Source organism: Paraburkholderia sp. J63, from assembly GCF_905220245.1.
Taxonomy (GTDB): Bacteria; Pseudomonadota; Gammaproteobacteria; order Burkholderiales; family Burkholderiaceae; genus Paraburkholderia.
On record NZ_CAJMZF010000009.1, the window covers coordinates 1 to 19,977 of the forward strand.

Annotated in this window: 16 protein-coding genes; 10 read left to right on the plus strand and 6 right to left on the minus strand. The window is 61.6% G+C overall.

Annotation, left to right across the window (positions count from 1 at the left end; all coding sequences use genetic code 11):
* The 4 genes from U5775_RS12020 to U5775_RS12035 form a co-directional block, all read right to left on the minus strand.
* On the minus strand, positions 1–251 hold a 251-nt coding region (locus U5775_RS12020), incomplete at its 3' end, for a hypothetical protein (RefSeq protein WP_322058357.1).
* Between the two features lie 153 nt (positions 252–404).
* Positions 405–803 carry a BON domain-containing protein gene (locus U5775_RS12025; RefSeq protein ID WP_322058358.1) on the minus strand — a complete coding sequence of 133 codons (399 nt, stop codon included), beginning with the start codon at positions 801–803 and terminating at the stop codon, positions 405–407.
* Positions 804–861: 58 nt separating this feature from the next.
* A complete protein-coding gene (locus U5775_RS12030; RefSeq protein WP_322058359.1) occupies positions 862–2,031 on the minus strand; it encodes a porin in 1,170 nt (389 codons plus the stop codon).
* 165 nt (positions 2,032–2,196) lie between these two features.
* Positions 2,197–3,387: a M20 aminoacylase family protein gene (locus tag U5775_RS12035; protein WP_322058360.1), complete on the minus strand. Its 1,191-nt coding sequence runs from the start codon at positions 3,385–3,387 to the stop codon at positions 2,197–2,199.
* Between the two features lie 122 nt (positions 3,388–3,509).
* Between U5775_RS12035 and U5775_RS12040 the strand changes: the two genes are divergently transcribed.
* From U5775_RS12040 to U5775_RS12055, 4 genes are all read left to right on the plus strand, one after another.
* On the plus strand, positions 3,510–4,430 hold the full coding sequence (locus tag U5775_RS12040; protein ID WP_322058361.1) for a LysR family transcriptional regulator: 921 nt from the start codon (positions 3,510–3,512) through the stop codon (positions 4,428–4,430).
* Positions 4,431–4,775: 345 nt separating this feature from the next.
* Positions 4,776–6,224: an MFS transporter gene (locus U5775_RS12045; RefSeq protein ID WP_322058362.1), complete on the plus strand. Its 1,449-nt coding sequence runs from the start codon at positions 4,776–4,778 to the stop codon at positions 6,222–6,224.
* Positions 6,225–6,283: 59 nt separating this feature from the next.
* The gene (locus U5775_RS12050) at positions 6,284–8,596 is read left to right on the plus strand and encodes a molybdopterin-dependent oxidoreductase (protein ID WP_322058363.1); all 2,313 of its coding nucleotides are present in this window, start codon (positions 6,284–6,286) and stop codon (positions 8,594–8,596) included.
* Between the two features lie 213 nt (positions 8,597–8,809).
* Positions 8,810–9,640, plus strand: a complete 831-nt coding sequence (locus U5775_RS12055; protein ID WP_322058364.1) for a phytanoyl-CoA dioxygenase family protein — start codon at positions 8,810–8,812, stop codon at positions 9,638–9,640.
* Here U5775_RS12055 and U5775_RS12060 read toward each other — a convergent pair.
* Positions 9,619–9,789, minus strand: coding sequence for a hypothetical protein (locus tag U5775_RS12060; protein ID WP_322058365.1), 171 nt, complete (start codon positions 9,787–9,789; stop codon positions 9,619–9,621). The two genes, U5775_RS12055 and U5775_RS12060, sit on opposite strands and share 22 nt — an antisense overlap.
* Positions 9,790–10,507: 718 nt before the next feature.
* Here U5775_RS12060 and U5775_RS12065 point away from each other — a divergent pair.
* The 3 genes from U5775_RS12065 (at position 10,508) to U5775_RS12075 (ending at position 14,890) form a co-directional block, all read left to right on the plus strand.
* The gene (locus U5775_RS12065; protein WP_322058366.1) at positions 10,508–11,950 is read left to right on the plus strand and encodes an MFS transporter; all 1,443 of its coding nucleotides are present in this window, start codon (positions 10,508–10,510) and stop codon (positions 11,948–11,950) included.
* A gap of 91 nt (positions 11,951–12,041) precedes the next feature.
* Entirely contained in the window at positions 12,042–13,343 is a 1,302-nt protein-coding gene (locus U5775_RS12070; RefSeq protein WP_322058367.1) for an NAD(P)/FAD-dependent oxidoreductase, read from the plus strand.
* 383 nt (positions 13,344–13,726) lie between these two features.
* The gene (locus U5775_RS12075) at positions 13,727–14,890 is read left to right on the plus strand and encodes a porin (protein ID WP_322058368.1); all 1,164 of its coding nucleotides are present in this window, start codon (positions 13,727–13,729) and stop codon (positions 14,888–14,890) included.
* Between the two features lie 147 nt (positions 14,891–15,037).
* Here U5775_RS12075 and U5775_RS12080 read toward each other — a convergent pair whose 3' ends face one another.
* Positions 15,038–15,754, minus strand: coding sequence for a TetR/AcrR family transcriptional regulator (locus tag U5775_RS12080; protein WP_322058369.1), 717 nt, complete (start codon positions 15,752–15,754; stop codon positions 15,038–15,040).
* Positions 15,755–16,258: 504 nt separating this feature from the next.
* On the opposite strand from U5775_RS12080, the gene U5775_RS12085 reads away from it, so the two are divergent.
* From U5775_RS12085 to U5775_RS12095, 3 genes are all read left to right on the plus strand, one after another.
* A complete protein-coding gene (locus U5775_RS12085; protein WP_322058370.1) occupies positions 16,259–17,080 on the plus strand; it encodes a phytanoyl-CoA dioxygenase family protein in 822 nt (273 codons plus the stop codon).
* A 27-nt stretch (positions 17,081–17,107) separates the two neighbouring features.
* Positions 17,108–17,515, plus strand: coding sequence for a RidA family protein (locus U5775_RS12090; protein ID WP_322058371.1), 408 nt, complete (start codon positions 17,108–17,110; stop codon positions 17,513–17,515).
* 355 nt (positions 17,516–17,870) lie between these two features.
* Positions 17,871–19,967 carry a 3-hydroxyacyl-CoA dehydrogenase NAD-binding domain-containing protein gene (locus U5775_RS12095; protein WP_322058372.1) on the plus strand — a complete coding sequence of 699 codons (2,097 nt, stop codon included), beginning with the start codon at positions 17,871–17,873 and terminating at the stop codon, positions 19,965–19,967.
* The last annotated feature ends 10 nt before the right edge of the window (positions 19,968–19,977 follow it).

Here is a 19,977-nt window from a genome sequence, read left to right on the forward strand (position 1 = left end):
GCTGCGCTTACCCTTCGGGGACTCACCCGGTACACCCAAAAAGCGCTGCTCGCAGCGACGACGCCTTTTCCGAGCATGAACGCCGTGCCTATTGTCCCAAGCAGTTGGACGCTCATGCCGCGGCTGTGATGGAGCGCCTGGAATACCACGGGCAGGATATTGGCGATCAGGGTGGCCAACGACCAGAGGAGGCCAGCGGAGAATACGGTGGCGCGATTTGATGTCTGGTCAGGATGGGCAATGGTAATCACAAGGAAGACTCTTGAACGTGAAAATGGAGTTTCGGCCTGGCCTGGTGACGCGCCGTCGGTGCGTTCGTGTCCAGATGACCAGGTCGGCCCGTGTTGCGGTGTGTGGGCGAAGCAGCACGCATGGGCCGCATGCGGCGGTGACGCTTTGTGGTGTTACTGGCTGCCCGTGATGCCGGTATTGCCGCGCACTTCGATCTTGCTCGTGACCGCGCGCACGCCATTTACGCCTTGGGCGACCGCAATCGCGAGCGCAATCTGCGTATCGCTCGCCACGACGCCTGAAAGCGTGATCGCACCGTCGTGCGCCCGAACGCGAATGAAGGTCGATTTGAGCCCTTGCTTGCGGGCCGCCCGCAAGGCGTGGCGCACGCGAACGGCGAGTGCGCGGTCCGAGCGAGCGTCATTCGCCGTGGTGGGGGCTGCGCTCGAAGCCTCCGCGTTCGGTGCGGCGACTACAGCGCTGGCGTTGCCGCCTCCTTGGGCCAAGCTGCTCACGCTCACCGTGGCAAAGCACGCCGCAGCCAGGTAGCGCTGGAAGGTCCGGGGTGTCATGTCCTCTCTCCTTTTCTCGGTTTTTTGTTTTCTGTTCGGCGATGCAGCGAAGCCGCTTCTAGAACTTGTGGTACATGCCGACAAGCACGACATGCGGCGACTGATACGTCTCGTTTGCGCCGTTCGCATTCACATAACTGTTGTCGATGTTGTCGACGGTTGGCTGTTGTGAGGGATAGCTGCCATACGAAGGCGCGGCACCTGTGTTGTGGACCAGCGCACCGCGCACATAGAGCGCCGTGCGTTTCGAGAGGTTGTAGTCGTAGCCGAGCGTGATGCCGTACGAATGGTCGCTCACGCCGCCCACTGTGCGATACGCGAGCTCGACGCGGAAATCGTTGCGTTGCCGGTAGCGGTAGAGCGCGCCGAGGGTATAGAGCGAGGCGACGCGGTCACCGTCCAGGCGCGGCGCGAGGAAACTGTAGCCCGCCGAAACCACGTAATGTCCGCCGTCATAGAGCAGGCCGGCCGCGAAGTTGTCGGTGCGCACGTATTGCGAGGCCGTGAGCGCGTTGAGGCCATAGTTGCCGCCATAGCTCAGCGCTCCGAACAGGTGGCCGTCGAAGTAGTTGAGTACTACGGACTTGTTCACGATGGTCGGCTCGTTCGTGCCTGGCTCATGGAGTTCAAGCGCGACCTGCGCGTTGAGCGGCCCGAACCAGGGGGACGAATAGCTGACAGCGTTCGAGAGGCGGGGCGCGACAAAGCTCGCGCCGGGCCCGAGATCATAGACCCACGCGGTCTGATACGCGACCGTCGAGACCGTGCCGATCTGGCCGAATACGTCGACAAAGAGCGGCACGCCCACATCGTCCTGCCGGCCAAACTTCAACTCCCCCGCCTTGGCGGAGCCGATGCCCACCCACGCCTCGCGGTTGAACAGCGTATTGGCTTCGCCGGGCTGTCCGTTGGCAGGGTTGAAGCCGCTTTCGAGGCTAAAGCGTACGCGGTAGCCGCCGCCGAGATCCTCTACGCCGTACAGGCCGATTTTCGAGGTCCATTGGCCATTGCTTTGCTGGAAGAAGGACGTCTGGGCTCCCTTGGTGAAACCCAGCGACTCGTCGACCACGCCGTAAAGCGAGACGCCCGGCGTGTAGGCCGCGTCCCCGGCGTAGGGGACGCCCTGGAAATAATCGTCGAGAAACAAACCGGAAGACTGTGCGAGGGCGCCATGCGAGACGCCCCCGAGCGCGGCGGCACAGGCGGCGAGCCGTACTGCGCCGGCCATGCGCGCGGCCGGTACAGGCGGCCGGCCGGCGGCCCGGCCAGAGGAAGGCGTGGTGCTGATTGCTGACATTAGCGGACTTTTTTAAGGTTGGTCAGAAACTTCGGGAGCCGGGGCAGCGACGATCAAGCGAGCACGCGGCGTGTCTCAGCGCCGCAAACACCGCTTTCATTCGAGGCACAAGTAGCGCTGGACGAGCGTGACGAACCACGCAGCGCCCCAGACGAGCGTTGAATCGTTGAAGTCGTATGCGGGGTTGTGAACGCTGCATCCCCCCGCGCTGTCCACGCCATTACCAAGCAGAACATAGCATCCAGGAACCTTCTCGCTCATCCACGAAAAGTCTTCGCTGCCCATTTCCGCGTGGGCCATCATCGTGAGCCCGCCCTCGCCGACGAGCGAGTCGATCGCTGCGATGGCGAGCTCGGTGGCGTTACGTTCGTTCATGAGCGGCCGCGAGATCGCGCGGTATTCGACCGTGGCCGTCGCGCCATAGGATTGGGCCTGCAATGCCGCGATGCTGCGGATGCGCGCTTCGAGCGCGTTGCGTGTTTCGATGTCGAGCGCGCGGATCGAAAGCTGCAGCGTTGCGTGCTCGGGAATCACGTTGCCGGCCTTGCCCGCGTGGATGGCGCCTACGGTCACGACGGCCGCGCGCGTGGGCTCCACATTGCGCGAAACGATGCTCTGCAACGCCATCACGATGCTTGCGGATGCAACGATGGGATCGCAGCCGAGCTGCGGCGCGGAACCGTGCGTGCCGTGGCCCGTGACCGTGATCGTGGCCGAGTCGGATGAAGCGAGCATGCAGCCATGGCGCACGGCGAAATGGCCTACCGGCAGGCCCGGCGCATTGTGCAATGCGAACACCTGATCGCACGGGAAGCGCTCGAATAGCCCATCCGCGATCATGCGCGATGCGCCGCCCAGACCTTCCTCGGCCGGCTGGAAAATCACGTTGAGCGTGCCGTCGAATTCGCCGCGGGTCGCGAGGTGGTGCGCCGCGGCGAGCAGCATGGCCGTGTGGCCGTCGTGGCCGCAAGCGTGCATCGTTTGCTTGACAGTGCTTGAGTAGGGCAGTCCGGTGCGCTCCTCGACAGGCAGCGCGTCCATGTCGGCGCGCAGGCCGATCGTTCGTGTGGACGTGCCGCGCCTGATGCGCCCCACGACGCCGGTGTGGCCAATGCCGGTCGTAACCTCAAACCCCCATTGCGAGAGCTGTTCCGCGACGATGTGCGAGGTGCGTGTTTCCTCGAAACCCAGTTCGGGATGGGCGTGAATATCGCGCCGTATCGAAATGAATTGTGCTTCGTGCTCGCGAAGGGCCGCGAGCAGAGCGCTGGATGTGTCCTGTGTCATGTACTCGTTTCTCCATGGCCGTGCACTGCGCCGGCATTCGAGGCGAGAGACTAAGGACGATCGGTCGAAATAAAAAAAGAAAAATCGGCATGCCGATAACCGATGGTAATATTTGCCGCATTATGAAACTCAATCAGCTTCGAGCTCTCGTGGAGATCGCCGCGACCGGCAGCCTGAACGGCGCGGCGCGGCGCCTGCACGTGACGCAGCCCGCCATTACCAAGGCGTTGCGCGAGCTCGAGGACGAATGCGGGGTGCGCCTGCTCGAACGCAATCCGTGGGGTGTCGTCCCGACGGCAGAGGGCGCGACGCTGCTGCAGCGAGCCCATACCATCGTGCGGGAACTGGAGCGCGCGCAGGAGGATCTCGCGTACCTCAAGGGCTCGCGCGACGGCAAGCTCATGATCGGCGTCACGCCGATCGCGGGCACGGGCGGCCTTGCCGACGCGTTCGTGGAGTTCCGGCGCCGCTGGCCGCAGGTGACGATCGAGTTTCGCGAGCTCGGCATCAACGCATTGCGCGAGCAACTACGCAGCCGCACACTGGATCTCGCGTTCGGCGCGTTTCCCATGAGTCCGGGCGACGACATAGGCACGGTCGAGCAGCTGTTCGAGTACGACACGGTGTTCATCACGCGCGCGAACGGCAGCTTTGCGGGCGCGACGACCCTGGCCGAGCTGCAGGCGGCCGAGTGGATCCACACCGACGGCACTGACAACTACCCAGGCACTATCCGCGCAATGTTCGACCGCGCCGGGCTGGAACCGCCGCTACGTATCACGCGCTGCACCTCATACGCGCTGTTCTATGGCCTCACGCTGCTTTCCGACGCCGTGTTCGCGTGGACAAGGCACTCGCTCGCCGAGACCGAGCATGGCCATCGGTTCGTCGAACTCGCGCTGGCCGAAACGCCGCCACCGCCGCTGCGGCTGTACCTGTTTTCGCCACCCGAGGCCCAGCTCACGCGGCCTGCCGAACACTTCCTCGACTGTATTCGCGAGGTGATTGCCGGACGCGGAGCCAAAGCTTCAACCGGCCGTTGAACGCAGCAGCATCGGGCGGTTCGAAGCCTGATCGTGAAAGCCGCCTTCGGGCGGCTGGCTCCCATCCTTGGTACCGCTCTGCGGATCTGCATCCGCGTTCGCGGCAACCCGGCTAACCCTCAAGGGGTCGCAGCCTGAAAAGCCGGTGACGCCTCACATCGCATCAGGCCCTTGCGTCGCGGGCTCGCCAATCTTGCATAACATTCGTCATGTAAATACGTGATTCTCCTAACATTACGTGTGTTGTGTTAAATGAAGCTGCCGGCTACAGTGAAGCACCTCAGGCAGGGTTCGGCTTCACAGAAAGAAGCAACGCAAAAGCGGCAACGCTGATGGAGACAAACGATGAACCGCATCGACGCGGCGAGGCCATCCTCCGCCAGCATCACCCCTTCATCCTTGCTGGCGCGATTCGACCGCCTGCCAACCATGAGGCTGCACTACGTCTGGGCCGCCTTGCTCGCGCTCAACATGATGCTGGAGTACTACGACAACGCCATCTTTGCCTACGCGAGCCCGACCATCAAGGCGCAAACCGGCATGAGCACCCAGCAGATCGGGTTCATCAGCAGCGCGTTCTATGTGGGCATGGTGATCGGAGCCCTCGCAGGCGGCTGGCTCTCGGACAGAGGGGGGCGCCGCCCGGTGCTGGTGTGGGGCACGCTCATCTATTCGCTCGGCGTGGTGGCGACGGCTTTCGTACCGGGATACGAATGGATCCTGGCGTCTCGCTTCGTTACCGGCCTGGGCGTGCAGGCGGCCACGTCGGTGCTGCTTGTCTACGTTGCCGAGATGTTTCCCAGCCGTGCGCGCGGGCGCTTCCTGTCGGTCGTGACGATGGGTCTCACGGCAGCGGCCGTGATGGCGGCGGCGCTAGCCTTGTTCTATCTGCCGACCGGCGGCCCGGACACCTGGCGCCATCTGTTTCTCGCCGGTGCCATAGGGCTGCTGATCGCGCCGGTTGTGCACTTCTGCCTGCCAGAGTCGGTGCGCTGGTGCGTTTCGCGTGGGAATGTCGACCGCGCCGGGCAGATCGTCAGCGAACTGGAAGCGCGTGCATTGCGTCAGGGTCCGCTCGATGAGCCTCAGGCCCTTGCCGAATCGAGTGCCGGCGCGCAGCCGAAACTACGTGACCTGCTGAAGAGCAAGGCCGTGCTGCGCAACCTGATCGTCCTATTCGTGTCCTATTTCGGGGTGTACCTGGCGTATTACACATGGGCGAACTGGAGCATCTATGCGCTGGTCTATGACCTCAAGTACGCCCAGAAGAATGCGTATCTAATCATGTTTATCTGGACCGTGGTCTATGGTGTCATGCCCTTCCTGTCCATGAGATTCCTGGATCGGTGGGAGCGCAAGAACACCATCCTTTCCACATCGGTGTTCTGCGCGATTTCGTTAGCAGTGCTTGGGATATCCGCGCGCTATTGGGCGGTCGCCATTGTCGGTGGCGTCGTCACGGTCTTCTCCGGCTTTGTCCTCAACGCCTACTACACCTACATCCCCGAGACCATGCCCACGCAGTTGCGCGCCCTGGGCAATGGCATCGTGATGTCGGGTGCCCGGGTCGGCGGGGCGGTGTCCGGCGTGATGGGCGCGGCGCTGGTGAGCGCAGGCGGTTTGAAGTATGTGACGTGGACGGCGGCGGCCGTCTACATTGTCTTTGCCATCCCCGTGCTGCTGTTTGGCCCGCGCACCACTAACCGTTCGCTCGAAGCCGTGGCCGATGAGGAACTCGGCCTTGGCAAGGAGGAGGGCCTTGCGCCCACGCCTGCCACTCGCGCGTCCGCCTGAGAAGGGCCGCCCGCGCCCCGCGCGCATCCCCTCGACTTCCATGGCTTGAGGAGCCGTCTATGTTTCCTACGCAAAAGCAACGGGTGGTATCCACGCACTGGGGCACCTACAACGTTGCCGTGGATCAGGGCAGCATTTCCAGCATCCGGTCCTGGTCAGGCGATCCTGCACCGGCTCCCGTCTGGGAGGGCCTGGATGGCATGCAGACGAGGTTGCGGGTCGCCTCGCCTGCCATAAGAAAGTCATTCTTCGACAAGCAGCACCGTGCAGGCGGTGCGGGCCGCGGGCGCGAGCCCTTCGTCGAGGTGGACTGGAAGACGGCGCTCGACATGGCCGCAGGGCAGCTGGAAAGGGTTCGTTCGACGCACGGCAACGCGGCGATTTTCGGCGGATCCTATGGATGGGCCAGCGCCGGGCGATTCAACCACGCGCAAAGCCAGATCCACCGCTTTCTGAACCTTTTTGGGGGCTACACGCGATCGATCAATTCCTATAGCTATGGAGCCGGGGAGGTGATCATTCCGCGTGTGGTCGGCTCCATGCACAGCCTGGCGGGCAGGCACACGTCGTTGAAATCGATGATCAGAAGCACCCGGCTGCTGGTCAGTTTGGGTGGATTGCCGGAAAAGAACGCGCAGGTGAATGCGGGGGGCGTGACACGGCATCACTACCGCGACACGCTCGGGCAACTCGTGCAGGCGGGTGTGCGCCTGGTCTCGATCAGTCCGATTCGGGATGACACCAGCGTACCCTGCGAATGGGTCCCCATACGTCCCCAAACCGATGTGGCGCTGATGCTGGGATTGGCCTACGTGCTGGAGTCCGAAAACCTCGCCAATCGGGCATTCCTGGCCACGTACACGGTCGGGTACGAGAGTTTTCGGGACTACTTACTAGGCCTGACAGACGGCGTACCCAAGACGCCGCAGTGGGCATCGTCCATCTGCCGCATCTCGGCACAGGACATTGCGCAGCTTGCGCGCGATATGGCGCGGCACCGGACCATGATCACGATGTCATGGGCGTTGCAGCGCGCGGAAAACGGGGAGCAGCCGTACTGGATGACGGTAGCCCTTGCATCGATGATTGGCCAGATCGGCCTCGAGGGTGGCGGATTCGGATTTGGCTATGCCGCCGTCAATGGCATAGGGCACGATTCGATCACGGTGAAAATACCGGCGCTGCCGCAAGGCAAGAACTCCGTGGCCTCCTTCATCCCCGTGTCCAGAATCTCGGACATGCTGCTCAACAAGGGCCAGTCGTTCCGCTACAACGGAAGTACGCTCACCTACCCGGACATACGGCTCATCTATTGGGCTGGCGGCAACCCCTTTCATCACCATCAGGATTTGAACCGTCTTCGCAAGGCATGGGCGGTGCCGGAAACCATCATCGTCAACGAGCCATGGTGGACAGCGACCGCCAAGCACGCGGACATCGTGTTTCCCACGACCGTGGCGTTCGAGCGCAACGACATCGCGGGCACCAGCAGCGATCCTTTCATCGTCGCCTCCGCGGCGCATGCGAAACCCCATGGGGATGCGTGGAACGACTATAAGGTTTTCTCCGAATTTGCCGCCCGGTTTGGATTCCTTGAAAAATTCACGGAGGGTAGGACCGAGGAGGATTGGCTGCGATCGTTCTATGCGCGGATCAAGGAGCAAGGCGATGAGCAAGGTCTGAATTTACCGGGGTTCGATGAATTCTGGGCGCAGGGCATGATCGAGCTACCGACGAGAGAGTCCGCCGCGGTGTTCTCGGAATTCATTGAAGATCCGGTCGAGCACCCTCTACGAACGCCATCGGGCCGCATCGAGATCTTTTCGCAGACCATCCGCGACTTTGGGATCGATGGGCAGCCGGGCCATCCGGTCTGGATCGAGCCTGAGGAATGGCTGGGATCCCGCCAGGCACAGGACTTCCCTTTGCATCTGCTTTCCAATCAGCCCGCGTCCAAGCTGCATAGCCAGTATGACCATGCACCGCACAGCAGGAAGCGGAAGATTTCCGACCGGGAGCCGATACGCATGCATCCGCTCGATGCGGCCAGCCGGGGCATTGAAACGGGAATGATCGTTCGCGTGTTCAATACGCGGGGCAGTTGCCTTGCGGGCGCGGTCGTTTCCGAGGCCGTGATCCCAGGCGTCCTGCAGATGGCCACCGGTGCCTGGCTGGATCTGGCGCTGGACGATGGCGACGGCATCCCGTTGGACAAGCATGGCAACGTCAACGTGCTGACCCGTGACCAGGGCACATCGGAAATCGCGCAGGGGAGCACGGCCAATTCGTGCCTGGTCCAGATCGAGCGCTACACCGCCGTACTGCCCCCGACTACGTGTTTCGAACCGCCAGCCTTTCTCGCCGGAAAGTAGAAAGCCACGACGCCATTAAGGCAAAAGCTCTGCCACTTTGCCCTGTGCAGCCCCTGCATGGGCAAATCCTGCCCGGATGGCAATTTCATTGGCGTGCTTGTCACCTCGAATCACATCAGATTCCCCTAATTGAGTTGCCAGAGAGAGGCGGTGCACAGGATGCGCTGCCGGAATACTTGACTGTTGTTATCGACGACGCAGGAGGAGATTCACATGCAAGTCACTGAGCAGATGAAACGGGACCTGGCGCAAGATGGTGCAATCGTTGTTCGGGGCTTGTTTTCTCCTGAGCGGCTCGAGCGGCTGCGCGAGGCTTTTGATTATGGGATCGCCCACCCGAGCCCGCAGCACGGCTACGTCTACAAAGGCACGCCAGATGAGCATTTCAACGATTACGGCAACTTTGCCAACCGCGATGTGCACCTCGCGGCGATCAAGGCGTTAGGACTCGGTGAATTTGTGGCGGCGCTATGGGACTCCGGGCATGTGTGGTTCAGAGGCGAGGAAATCTTCATCAAGAAGGGAGGCCGGGCCGGCCGGTCGCCCTGGCACCAGGACACCTCGTACTCGCCAATGAGCGGCCCGCACATGCTCAACCTCTGGGCCAGTTTTGAAAAGCTACCCCGCAAGAACTCGCTCGAAATCGTCCGAGGCTCCCATCTCGGCACTCAGTACAACGGGTCTTCCTACGACGATCCGAGCAACCCCAACAGGCCGTTGTGGATCGATACCGACTGGCCGCAACTGCCCAACATTGAGGCCGAACGCGCGAAGGACCCGGCGTCGTGGGATGTGCTTTGCTGGGATCTGGAACTCGGCGATGCACTGGTGTTCCACTCTGGCACGCTGCACGGTGGGGCTCCCGTGACCCCGGACTGTCCAGACCGCCACACGCTGGTCTACCGGTTCTATGGCGATCAGCTGTTTTATCGGCCCCTGCCGACCGGAGGGGCCAACTACGACTACGACATTAGTGACCTCAACGACGCGTCGCTGACGCCGGGCGAGCCGTACCGGTCCCGTTACAGCACGCAGTTGCGCTGACCCAAGAGAAGCCGCTTCGGTGCGCGCGTGAGCCATGGCCTCTGCGCGAATCGCATCGGCGCGGCGCGCTCATTCTCTACTGGCACCACAGCCGGGGCATCGAAGCCGGAATGATCGTTCGCGCGTTCAATACGCAGGGCCGTTTTCATGCGGACGCGCTCGTTTCCGGCAGGGAATACCCTATTTTATTTTCACATCACAATTGTTATTGTAATTCAGGGGTGCGTTAGCGACTGGCGGTTTGGAAATTTCGTCGAGCATGCTGTTTATTAAGTAGTTATACTAATAATTTAGCGTGTTATTCCGATATGTCGCGTGTCCCCATCAAGCGGCCATTGAACCGTCTCACGAGGATACGGAGGTCGGGGCCATGAGAAAAGCGAACTTGCTAGCGCTGGCCCGTATCACGCTTGCGCCGGAAGTCAGGCGAACGTATTTCGCGTGGTCATAGTAACCGCCGGGGCATGAAGGGCGCCGAAAACTCGGGCGGCGGCCTGAAAGCCGCCTTCAATCTGGAAGACGGGTTTCCGTGGTCAGCGGTCGGATCACAAACGGCGGATCGCTGTTTGACTGCGTAGCTCAATCGGATATGACAAATGATAAGGATCACTAATTGTTTTGAAACACAATCCACGTGGATCTCGTGTTTGTCTGCATAGCGGCGGCGCTGAGTTCCCTCGTGGACGGGCGTTGGCGTGACTCAACAGGGACTGCCCGAGTACTTGGCCCTGGTGGAAATTGGCCCGATCGCGGTTTCCGGGCACGGTGCCAGTTGATGACTCGATGCCACAGCCGGCGATCTGTGGTTCACACGGAGCAAAACTGGAAATTAGAAAAGAACAGCGAATAGGTTGATGGAGAGAAAACATGAATCGTTCAGATACGGCAGTCAGATTCAATTTGCTTGCGCGGTTGGATCGGGTGCCGGTGTTGTCCACGCACTACCTCTGGGCCGCGCTACTCGCGGCCAACCTGATGCTGGAGTATTACGACAACGCTATCTTTGCCTACGCCATACCCACGATTAAAAAATACACAAACCTGAGCCTGGAGCAGATCGGGTACGTCACCAGCGCCTTCTTTGTGGGAATGATCATTGGCGCTCTCGTCGGAGGCATGCTCTCGGACAAACTCGGGCGCCGCTCCGTTCTCGTATGGTCCACCAGCCTGTATTCACTGGGCGCATTGGCAACGGCGTTTGCGCCTGGCTACGAGACCATGCTGGCCGCCCGGGTCATTACCGGCATAGGCGTGCAGGCCGCCACGTCCGTGCTGCTCGTTTATGTCGCGGAGATGTTTCCGCGCAAAGCACGCGGACGATTCGCTTCCATTGTGTCGTCCGGCTATGTGGTCGCGGGCATTGGCGCAGCGGCGCTGACTATGTTCGTTCTCCCGCATGGCGGCCCCAACGCGTGGCGTCATCTGCTCGTCGCCGGGAGTGTCGGGCTGCTGATCGCGCCTATGGTGCGCTTCACCGTTCCGGAGTCGGTCCGCTGGCTTGCCTCCAGAGGGCAGTTTGTCCGTGCCGAAACGATCGTCGGCAATCTGGAAGAGCGCGCGCTGCGCCGCGGCCCGCTCGACGAAGTCCAGATTGCCACGGGGCTGGAAAACGCGCACGAGCCCACGCTGCGCGAAATGTTGAAACACAAGGCCGTGCGGCGTACCGTGGCCGTGCTTTCGATCGGCTATTTCGGCGCCTACCTCGGCTACTACCTGTACGGGAACTGGGCTGCCTACGCACTCATCAATGGCCTCAAATATTCCGAGGAAGCTGCGTACTACATCCTGTTCATCTGGAACGTGGTTTATGGTGTCACTCCGCTCATTACCATGCGGTTGCTGGACCGGTGCGAGCGCAAGTCGACAATCCTCGCTACCTGCGTCCTCAGCGCGGTGTCGCTGGGCGTGCTCGGCATGTCGACTACCAACTGGGTGGTGATCAGCGCTGGCGGCGTTGCCGCGATCATCACCGGAATGGTCCTCAACGCCTACTTCACCTATATTCCGGAAACGATTCCCACACAGTTGCGTGCGCTTGGCAGCGGCATGGTGATCTCTGGCGGTCGATTCGGCGGGGCCGCCTCCGGCGTCCTGGGTGCGGCGCTCTTCACGCGCTGGAACATGGAGGGGGTGATGCTCGCCGCGGGGGTCTGCTACATCCTCTTCTCGATTCCCGTCGTCCTGTTTGGACCTCGCACCACGAACCGTTCGCTCGAAGTGGTCGCGAGCGAGGAACTTGGCAGTACAAAGGATGAATATGCGGTGCCGGGCGCCGGCCTGGCCGCCGGCGACGACCTGCGCATGAGCTGAAGAACGTGTTCTTTATTCAGCGCATGATGCATGAACCAGGCGCGGGCCTGCGTGCCCTTCGCAACGGATGAAGCAAAGGAGAAGAGCTTTCATGACGGATCTGTACGATGTTGCCGTGATTGGCGCCGGTTTCGCGGGCGTCACTGCGGCACGGGACCTCAGTATGGCGGGCCATTCGGTCGTGTTGATCGAGGCACGCGAGCGCATTGGCGGTAGAACCTGGTGGCGTGAAGTCCTGGGCACTCACCTGGATATGGGCGGCACTTATGTCCACTGGACCCAGGCGCATATCTGGCGCGAGCTCAGGCGCTACGGCATTGACCTCGCGACGCCACTCCCCATTACCCGGGCGTACTGGTTCGCGGGCGGCGCGGTGCACTCTGGAACTCCTGTCGAACTCAAGCAACTGGCCGCGCCGCTGGTCGAGCGGTTTTTTGCCGACGCGCGGGCGTACTTTCCCCGGATGGGCGACTTCGAGGCCGCCGATGTCCGTGCGATCGACAAGCAAACCCTGCGCGACCGGATCGACTCGCTTGAACTCTCCCCGCACGACCATGATCTGTTGATCAACATGATGGCGACCCTGGTCGGGTCCGAGACCGAGCAGGGCCTTGCGCAGTTTCTGTACTGGGCGGCGATCTATTTCGGCGACTGGGATGCTTTCAAGGAAGTCGCGGGACACTGGCCGATCGAAGGCGGAACCGGACGCCTGATCAACGCAATGGCCGCCGACTCGAAAGCCGAAGTGCGCTTTTCAACGCCGGTGGCGGCGATCGAGGACAAAGGCCAGGAGGTCATCGTGACCACCCGCGGCGGAGAGCGTATCCGTGCGCGGCACGCCGTTGTGGCGCTGCCCCTGAACATGCTGAACGACGTCTCGATCACACCGCCGTTAGCGCAACCCGTGTGCGCCATGATCGAGCAGAAGCACGCGATCATGCCCAGCAAGATCTGGGTCCGGGTGAGGGGCCAGGTTGAGCCATTCCTGATTCAGGCGCCGGTTGGCAAGCATCCCATCAATACAGCACGGGCCGAGCGGTACGACAATGGCGACACACTGGCAGTGTGCTTCTGTTGCGATACGTCGATGCTCGACGGCAATGACCGTGAGGCCGTGCAGCGGGCGCTGCGCGACTTCATCCCGGATATCGAAGTGGTGGAAACCGTCTGCCAGGACTGGGCAAGCGATCCATTCTCGCGGGGCGGATGGGTGCATCACCGGCCAGGCAACCTGACCCAGGCGGCCCCATTGATGCGCAAGCCCCACGGCCGCATCCGCTTCGCGGGCGCGGACATCGCGGCCATGGGTGTCGGCGGCATCGAAGGCGCCATCGAAACCGGCGCCCAGGCGGCCAGTGACATCGCTCGGGCATTGGATGGCGCCGGACATTAGCGGCATTGGCCACACTAGTCCAACGTCCCGCAATTAACTTTAATCATTCCGCGCATAACTTCGGCCCGCTCTTGATCGGGAAGATCATCGTCTAGCCGTCGCCGGGCGCACAGAGTCGTTCAATGATCGGATCCGCGGGGATGTCGCTGCGGATCCGGCCTTCGCACTGTCCCCGCTCTGCAATCGACCAGCGCCGAACGCGAATCGTTCTGTCATTGCGCCTGGTTTCCAGATCTGGCGAAAGTGCCGTACATGCTCCAGCGTGCCTGCCATTTTGAGCCAATGAAACTGGCTGCGTATCTTGAGATTGTTCCGGAGGCTTCAAGAAAAAATCTACATTTTCTAATAATTTGTAGTGCAAATATAAAATTGGAGATATCAAGGTGAAGAAGCGTCTGGTAAGCATTGCGCTATTGGTTCCATTTTCAGTCGCATACGGGCAGAGCAGCGTCACCCTATACGGTGCCATCGACAATGCGCTCGTATTCAACTCGAACGCCGGCGGAAAGAACCAATACTATCTGTCGAGTGGAGCTTCGGAGTCGAATCGCTGGGGCTTGCTGGGTACCGAGGATCTGGGCGGCGGTCTGAAGGTGATTTTCAAGATCGAAGGCGGATTCTCGAGCAATTCCGGCGCGACAGGTAATGACGGCGCTATCTTCGGCCGTACTGCGAACGTCGGACTTTCCGGTCGCGCGGGAACGCTGACGATCGGGCGTCAGTACTCGCCTGGGTTCTGGTACGTCTGGCCCGTGACGGCCAATGCCTGGTCGTTCGGTGGCGGCGGCTATAGCGCGCATCCGGGCGACGTCGACAACCTCGACAGCTTCCAATGGATCAACAATGCGGTGGTCTACACGACTCCGACCATCGCCGGCTTTACCGGCAAGGCAATGTACAGCTTTGGGGGCATCAGCGGATCGACGGCTGAACACCGGATCATGGCCATCGGGGGGGCATACGTCAATGGCGTGGTGACCTTGGGTGTTGGCTATCAGGTCGCCAATCAACCCAATTTTTCGTTCTATGGCACGAATCCATCGGCGAGCGCGACGGGAAACAATATGTTTAGCACCGTCAACGCGGGCTTTGCTTCCGCAGGTGGACAAAAGATTCTCACTGCCGGCGCTGCTTGCACATTGGGCAGCGCGACTATTGGAGCGGTTTATAGCAATACGCGATACACCGATCTCGGCGAAACAGCGGTGTCTGGTCTCTCGGAGACGGAGGCTGGCTATCGCGGAACCGAAACCTTCAACATCGGGGAGCTGAATTTCAAATACTCTGTGACGCCGGCGTTCCTCCTTGGCGCGGCCTGGTCGTACACGCAGTCTTCAGGGGTGAACTCCGCGCGTTACCAGCAGGTCGAGCTCGCCGGCAATTACTCGATCTCGAAGCGGACATACATCTATGGCGGCGCTATCTACCAACATGCATCAGGGACCAACTCTCTCGGGTCGGCTGCGGTAGCGGAAATCGCGGGTGCCACTCCATCGTCAAACAACCATCAGATCCTCGCGATGCTCGGATTCGGACACCGGTTCTGACGCCAGCGCGCATCTGGGGCGGCTGTTTCGATCAATCTCCATGATCGGTGGTCTAGTCGCATCAATTGACTCGAACCCGGAAATCTCTGATACGAAAAAGACTAGTCGGTCGCGTGGCGCGGCCGACGGCTTGCCTGGAACAGGTCATTACGCGCGACGTGCCGTGCGCGCCGCCTCGTTCGATTCGGATTCCACCTCAGCCTCGGGCGGGCTCAGCAACGTGAAAAAGGCGTTCAACAGCGCCTTGAGGCGGCGCGGCTTGAATCGCTCCGGCTCGAGCGGAAGCATGACAGACCAGCCGTCTCCGAGCGCGCATATCTGGTCGGCGAGCAGATCCGCGGGGATGTCACTCCGGATCAGTCCGAGCTTCTGGTCGTTGGCGACGAGCGCCGCCAGCTTGAGGCGATACCGCGTATAGCGTCGCTGAATGACGGCCGCGACAACGGGCTCGAATTTCGCCTGGCCCAACAGTTGATACTGCACGATCCGCGGATCGAGAGCCTTCGTGGTGTGCCAGCTCATCCAGCGCTCGAGCGTGGTTCTCACATCAAGCGGCATTTCGGACGGTTCGAGGATCGTGTCGAACAAATCGAACGAACTCTCGACTAGCGCCTTCACGATCTCGTCCTTGTCCTCGAAGTAGTAGCTCAAGGCACCCGTCGTGCACCCGGCCTCGACTGCGATCTTGCGCAACGAGGTCCCCGCGTAACCTTCGCGCGCGATCACAGCAGCCGTGGCGGCGAGCAGGCTGTCGCGCTTGATCTTGTGATCGCCGACCGGTCTGCCTCTGCGCGCCGCAGCGGGTGCCTGGCCGGCGGCAGCCTTGCGGTCTTGCCGGGGTTGGGAGGTGGAGGTTCGCGCCATAGATGGGAAGTCGAGTGGTTTGAGCTGCCAGGCATGCCGTACGGCACCTTATTCAACCGCATTGTAATGCAGCCGGATATGAAGGCGATTCGTAACGTGCAAGCGCTCGTATGTCGTCTTTGCAGAAAGCGCAGGCCGGGGATCAACGTCTGGCTCGGGGCGGCATGCGCCGCCCAGTCCCGGTGAGGCAGGGAATACCCTGTTTATTTTTAACACGACAGTTGTTATTGTAAATACGGTCGCGATCCACTGCTGAGCAGATAGCGACCCAGGCAATCGCCGGTCTCGCATCCGCGCAGGCAAGGTTTCCGGACCACTTGAGCAAGTGACCGGGCGTCGACTCATGTCTCAACGCACGGCGGGCTGAATTTTTGCCAGCCATTGAAGTTATTAAGTTGTTCTACTAACAATCTGGCGAGCGATTCTGATGCGATCAAGCCGATGGCTATTACGTTTCCCATCGCGCAACACAGACTTTGCTCATCGAACGGAAGGAAGCTCAACATGCTAGTTACTCAGTCCCAGCGGGACGCATTTCGTAACGACGGCGCAGTCCTCATCGAGAACTGCCTCGACGAGGCGCAATTGGCGCAGTGCTATGAGGTATTCAAGTGGATCGTGGCCAACCCGGGGCCGCATCACTATGCCAAGCTGCAGACCCACATCGACAACGCGAACCCTGGCATCAAGGAAAGACTGGATGCTCTGGTGATGGCGCTCCCGTTTGGGCAAGTCTTTCGAGAGTTGTGGGGCTCGGAGCACGTCTGGTATTTCGCCGAGGAGGTGTTCTCCAAGGAAGGAGGCAACAGCGGTCGAGGTCCGTGGCACCAGGACACTGCGAACCTGCCTTGGGCGGGGAGGCACTGGGGCAACGCATGGATTAGTTTCCAGAAACTTCCGAAGCACAATGCGCTGGAGGTTATCCGCGCTTCGCATCTGGGTATCCAGTACGACGGAGCCAGCTTCAAGAGCGCGGAAGATCCGACCGACCCGCTCTACGGGGACGGTGTCTATCCACGCCTGCCGCACATCGACAGGGAGCTTGCTCAAAACCCCAGCTCCTGGGACGTGCTCTCCTGGCCGGTCACGCCCGGCGACGTGCTATTCCTTCACCCGCATTCGCTGCACGGCGGCGCGGCTGTCGATGCTGCCTGCCCAATGCGGCATACGCTAGTGCTGCGCTTCTTCGGTGATGATGCCACGTTCCGCATCCTTCCCGACTCGAACCCGGATTACGTACGCAATGGTCTTCTCTTCAGGGAAGAGATGGCGAAGCTCAATGAGGGAGATTCGTTCCGCTCGCCCATTTTCCGTCAGGTAGTCTGATAAAACATCATAAGGAGTGCTACAGCCATGAAACGACAAATGATCAATCCGTCACAGACTCAGGAACTGTACGACCGGCTTCATTTTTCAGCGGCCACCCGGGTGGGCGACATGATCTGGGTTTCCGGCCAGGTGGGCTTCGATCGCGCCACCAACACGCCAGGCGAGGGGATGGAGTCACAGGCCCGATTGGCGTTCGAGAACCTGAAGTACGTACTCGAGGCCGCCGGCGCCAGCATGGCCGACATCGTGGAAATCATGACCTTCCATCTCGACATGCGGGGAGCGGACATTCAGGAGTTTGTCAAGGTCAAGGATGAGTATCTTCCCAACCGCTACCCATCATGGACAGGGGTGGGCGTGACCCAGCTGGCCCGCCCCGAGTACCTGGTCGAGATTCGCGCTATTGCCGTAGCGGGTTGCGGCGCCGACTGATGGCACGATGCCACGGCCGGCGCGCCGTGGCACAGGATGATCCTCGAGTGGGACATGGGCTACCGGAAAGGTTGAGTTGCAGCGGTTGAAGATCCGCGTCGCAGAGTTGTCAGGCTCTCGAGGCAATTATAGATAACGAGTGTAATCATATATTCATGAATTATGTTCAACAAATACAATGAGTTGTGTATGCGTTAGGTGTTTACACTGATCATCTCTGGCTATGCACGACCGTTCGCAAGCGTTAGCATTTTCCCAGATAGACATAACGTCTGTAACGTAAATTCAGACGCACCACGATTGACTGTGATGGCAAGCGCCGCAGTTCGCCTTTCGTTTTCCTGACGAGGACTCCATGTCGACGAATAGCCCTGCCGGGTTGATAAAGCTCGGTTCCATAGGTGTACTTAAGATGAGCGAACCCCCGGTCAACGGGTTAGGGTTCGCATTGCGTGCGGCCATCGTCGCGCTGCTCGATAGCGCAGTTGCCGACCCGGAGATCGAAGCCATTGTGCTGAGCGGCGGCGAACAGGTTTTCAGCGCGGGCGCGGATGTGCGCGAGTTCGGCACGGCCAGGACGTCGAGCGCGCCGACGCTGCCCGACGTGATTGCCGCGATCGAAGCGTCGCCGAAGCCGGTCGTGGCGGCCATCGCGGGAAACTGCCTTGGCGGTGGTCTCGAACTCGCGATGGGCTGCCATTTCCGTCTCGCGCGGCGCGATGCATCGCTCGGCCTGCCCGAAGTCAAGCTCGGGTTGCTGCCGGGTGCCGGCGGCACGCAGCGGCTGCCCCGGCTGATTGGCGTCGAGCGCGCGCTGAACATGATCGTCTCGGGGCAACCGGTGAATGCGCAGACGCTTGCGGGCACCGCGCTGCTCGACGAAGTCGTCGAGAGCGATGTGGTCGATGCGGCCGTCGCGTTCGCCCGTGGGGTGGTCGCCAACAAGCGGGGGTTCAAGCGCGCGCGCGACATCGGAATCGCCGGCCCGCTCGCGGAGCCGTTCCTCCAGTTCGCGCGTACCAATGTGGCCGCTGCTTCGCGTGCGTTCCCAGCGCCGCTGCAATGCGTCGAGGCGGTCGCAAACGCTGTTGGCAAGTCATTCGAGGAGGGGCTTCGGCTCGAACGCGAGATCTTCACGACGTTGATGGCGTCGCCGGAATCGCGCGCGCTGCGCCACATCTTCACGGCGGAGCGGGCGGCGTCGAAGCTGCCCGACGTGCCGGCCGATACACCGCTGCGCGAGGTCCGCCGGGTGGGCGTGATCGGAGCGGGCACGATGGGCGGCGGGATCGCGATGGCCTTCGCCGATGCGGGCATTCCGGTCGTGCTGCTCGAAACGAAGCAAGAAGCGCTCGATCGGGGCCTCGGCGCGGTCCGCCGCAACTACGAAGCGTCGATGAAGAAGGGCAAGCTCACGCAGACGCAGTTCGACGAGCGCATCGCACGCATTGTGCCGACGCTGGAGTACCCGGCGCTCGCCGATGTGGACCTCGTGATCGAAGCGGTGTTTGAAGAGATGAGCGTGAAGCACGACGTGTTCCGCCGTCTCGACGCGATTGCGAAGCCCGGCGCGATTCTCGCGTCGAATACGTCGGCGCTCGATCTGAACCGGATCGCTTCGTTTACGCAACGGCCGCAGGACGTGATCGGCCTGCACTTCTTCAGTCCAGCGAACGTGATGCGGCTGCTGGAAGTCGTGCGCGGCGAAAAGACTGCACCGGATGTGCTCGCCACTTGCATGGCGCTCGCGAGGCGCATCCGCAAGGTCGCCGTCGTTGCAGGCGTGTGCGACGGCTTCATCGGCAACCGCATGGTCGCGCGCTACGGCTCGGCTGCGGGCGGGCTGTTGATGCAGGGGGCGTCGCCGCAACAGATCGATGGCGCATTGCAACGGTTCGGCCTTGCGATGGGCCCGTTCCGGATGGCCGACATGGCGGGACTCGATATCGGCTGGGCCGCGCGCAAGCGTCATGCGGCCGAGGCGCCAGGCTCGCAGCCGCGTGTCGCGGCCGATGCGCTGTGCGAGGCGGGCCGTTTCGGACAAAAGACCGGTGCGGGGTGGTATCGCTACGAAGCGGGCAAGCGCGACCCGATTCCCGATCCGGCCGTGGACGCGATCGTCGAGCAGTTCCGCCGCGAAAGCGGCATCACGCCGCGCAAGATCGGCGAGCAGGAGATCGTCGAACGCTGCATCTACGCGCTCGTGAACGAAGGCGCGCGCATTCTCGAAGACGGCATTGCCGCGCGCGCGTCGGATATCGACGTCGTGTACCTGTCGGGTTACGGCTTCCCGCGTCATCGCGGCGGCCCGATGCTGTATGCGGACACGTTGGGTCTCGCGAATGTCGTACGCGCATTGAAGCGCTTCGCCGCCGAGCCCGGCGCCGAAGCGTGGTGGCAGCCCGCGCCGCTGCTGGTGAAGCTCGCGGATGAAGGCCGCACTTTCAATTGAGGACATCGAC

Bases quoted from the DNA above. Each gene is read 5' to 3' on its own strand.
- U5775_RS12070 (WP_322058367.1), top strand. From the start codon at position 12,042: ATGACGGATCTGTACGATGTTGCCGTGATTGGCGCCGGTTTCGCGGGC.
- U5775_RS12080 (WP_322058369.1), bottom strand. From the start codon at position 15,754: ATGGCGCGAACCTCCACCTCCCAACCCCGGCAAGACCGCAAGGCTGCC.
- U5775_RS12065 (WP_322058366.1), top strand. From the start codon at position 10,508: ATGAATCGTTCAGATACGGCAGTCAGATTCAATTTGCTTGCGCGGTTG.
- U5775_RS12045 (WP_322058362.1), top strand. From the start codon at position 4,776: ATGAACCGCATCGACGCGGCGAGGCCATCCTCCGCCAGCATCACCCCT.
- U5775_RS12040 (WP_322058361.1), top strand. From the start codon at position 3,510: ATGAAACTCAATCAGCTTCGAGCTCTCGTGGAGATCGCCGCGACCGGC.
- U5775_RS12025 (WP_322058358.1), bottom strand. From the start codon at position 803: ATGACACCCCGGACCTTCCAGCGCTACCTGGCTGCGGCGTGCTTTGCC.
- U5775_RS12090 (WP_322058371.1), top strand. From the start codon at position 17,108: ATGAAACGACAAATGATCAATCCGTCACAGACTCAGGAACTGTACGAC.
- U5775_RS12035 (WP_322058360.1), bottom strand. From the start codon at position 3,387: ATGACACAGGACACATCCAGCGCTCTGCTCGCGGCCCTTCGCGAGCAC.
- U5775_RS12060 (WP_322058365.1), bottom strand. From the start codon at position 9,789: ATGAAAACGGCCCTGCGTATTGAACGCGCGAACGATCATTCCGGCTTC.
- U5775_RS12085 (WP_322058370.1), top strand. From the start codon at position 16,259: ATGCTAGTTACTCAGTCCCAGCGGGACGCATTTCGTAACGACGGCGCA.
- U5775_RS12095 (WP_322058372.1), top strand. From the start codon at position 17,871: ATGTCGACGAATAGCCCTGCCGGGTTGATAAAGCTCGGTTCCATAGGT.
- U5775_RS12050 (WP_322058363.1), top strand. From the start codon at position 6,284: ATGTTTCCTACGCAAAAGCAACGGGTGGTATCCACGCACTGGGGCACC.
- U5775_RS12055 (WP_322058364.1), top strand. From the start codon at position 8,810: ATGCAAGTCACTGAGCAGATGAAACGGGACCTGGCGCAAGATGGTGCA.
- U5775_RS12030 (WP_322058359.1), bottom strand. From the start codon at position 2,031: ATGGCCGGCGCAGTACGGCTCGCCGCCTGTGCCGCCGCGCTCGGGGGC.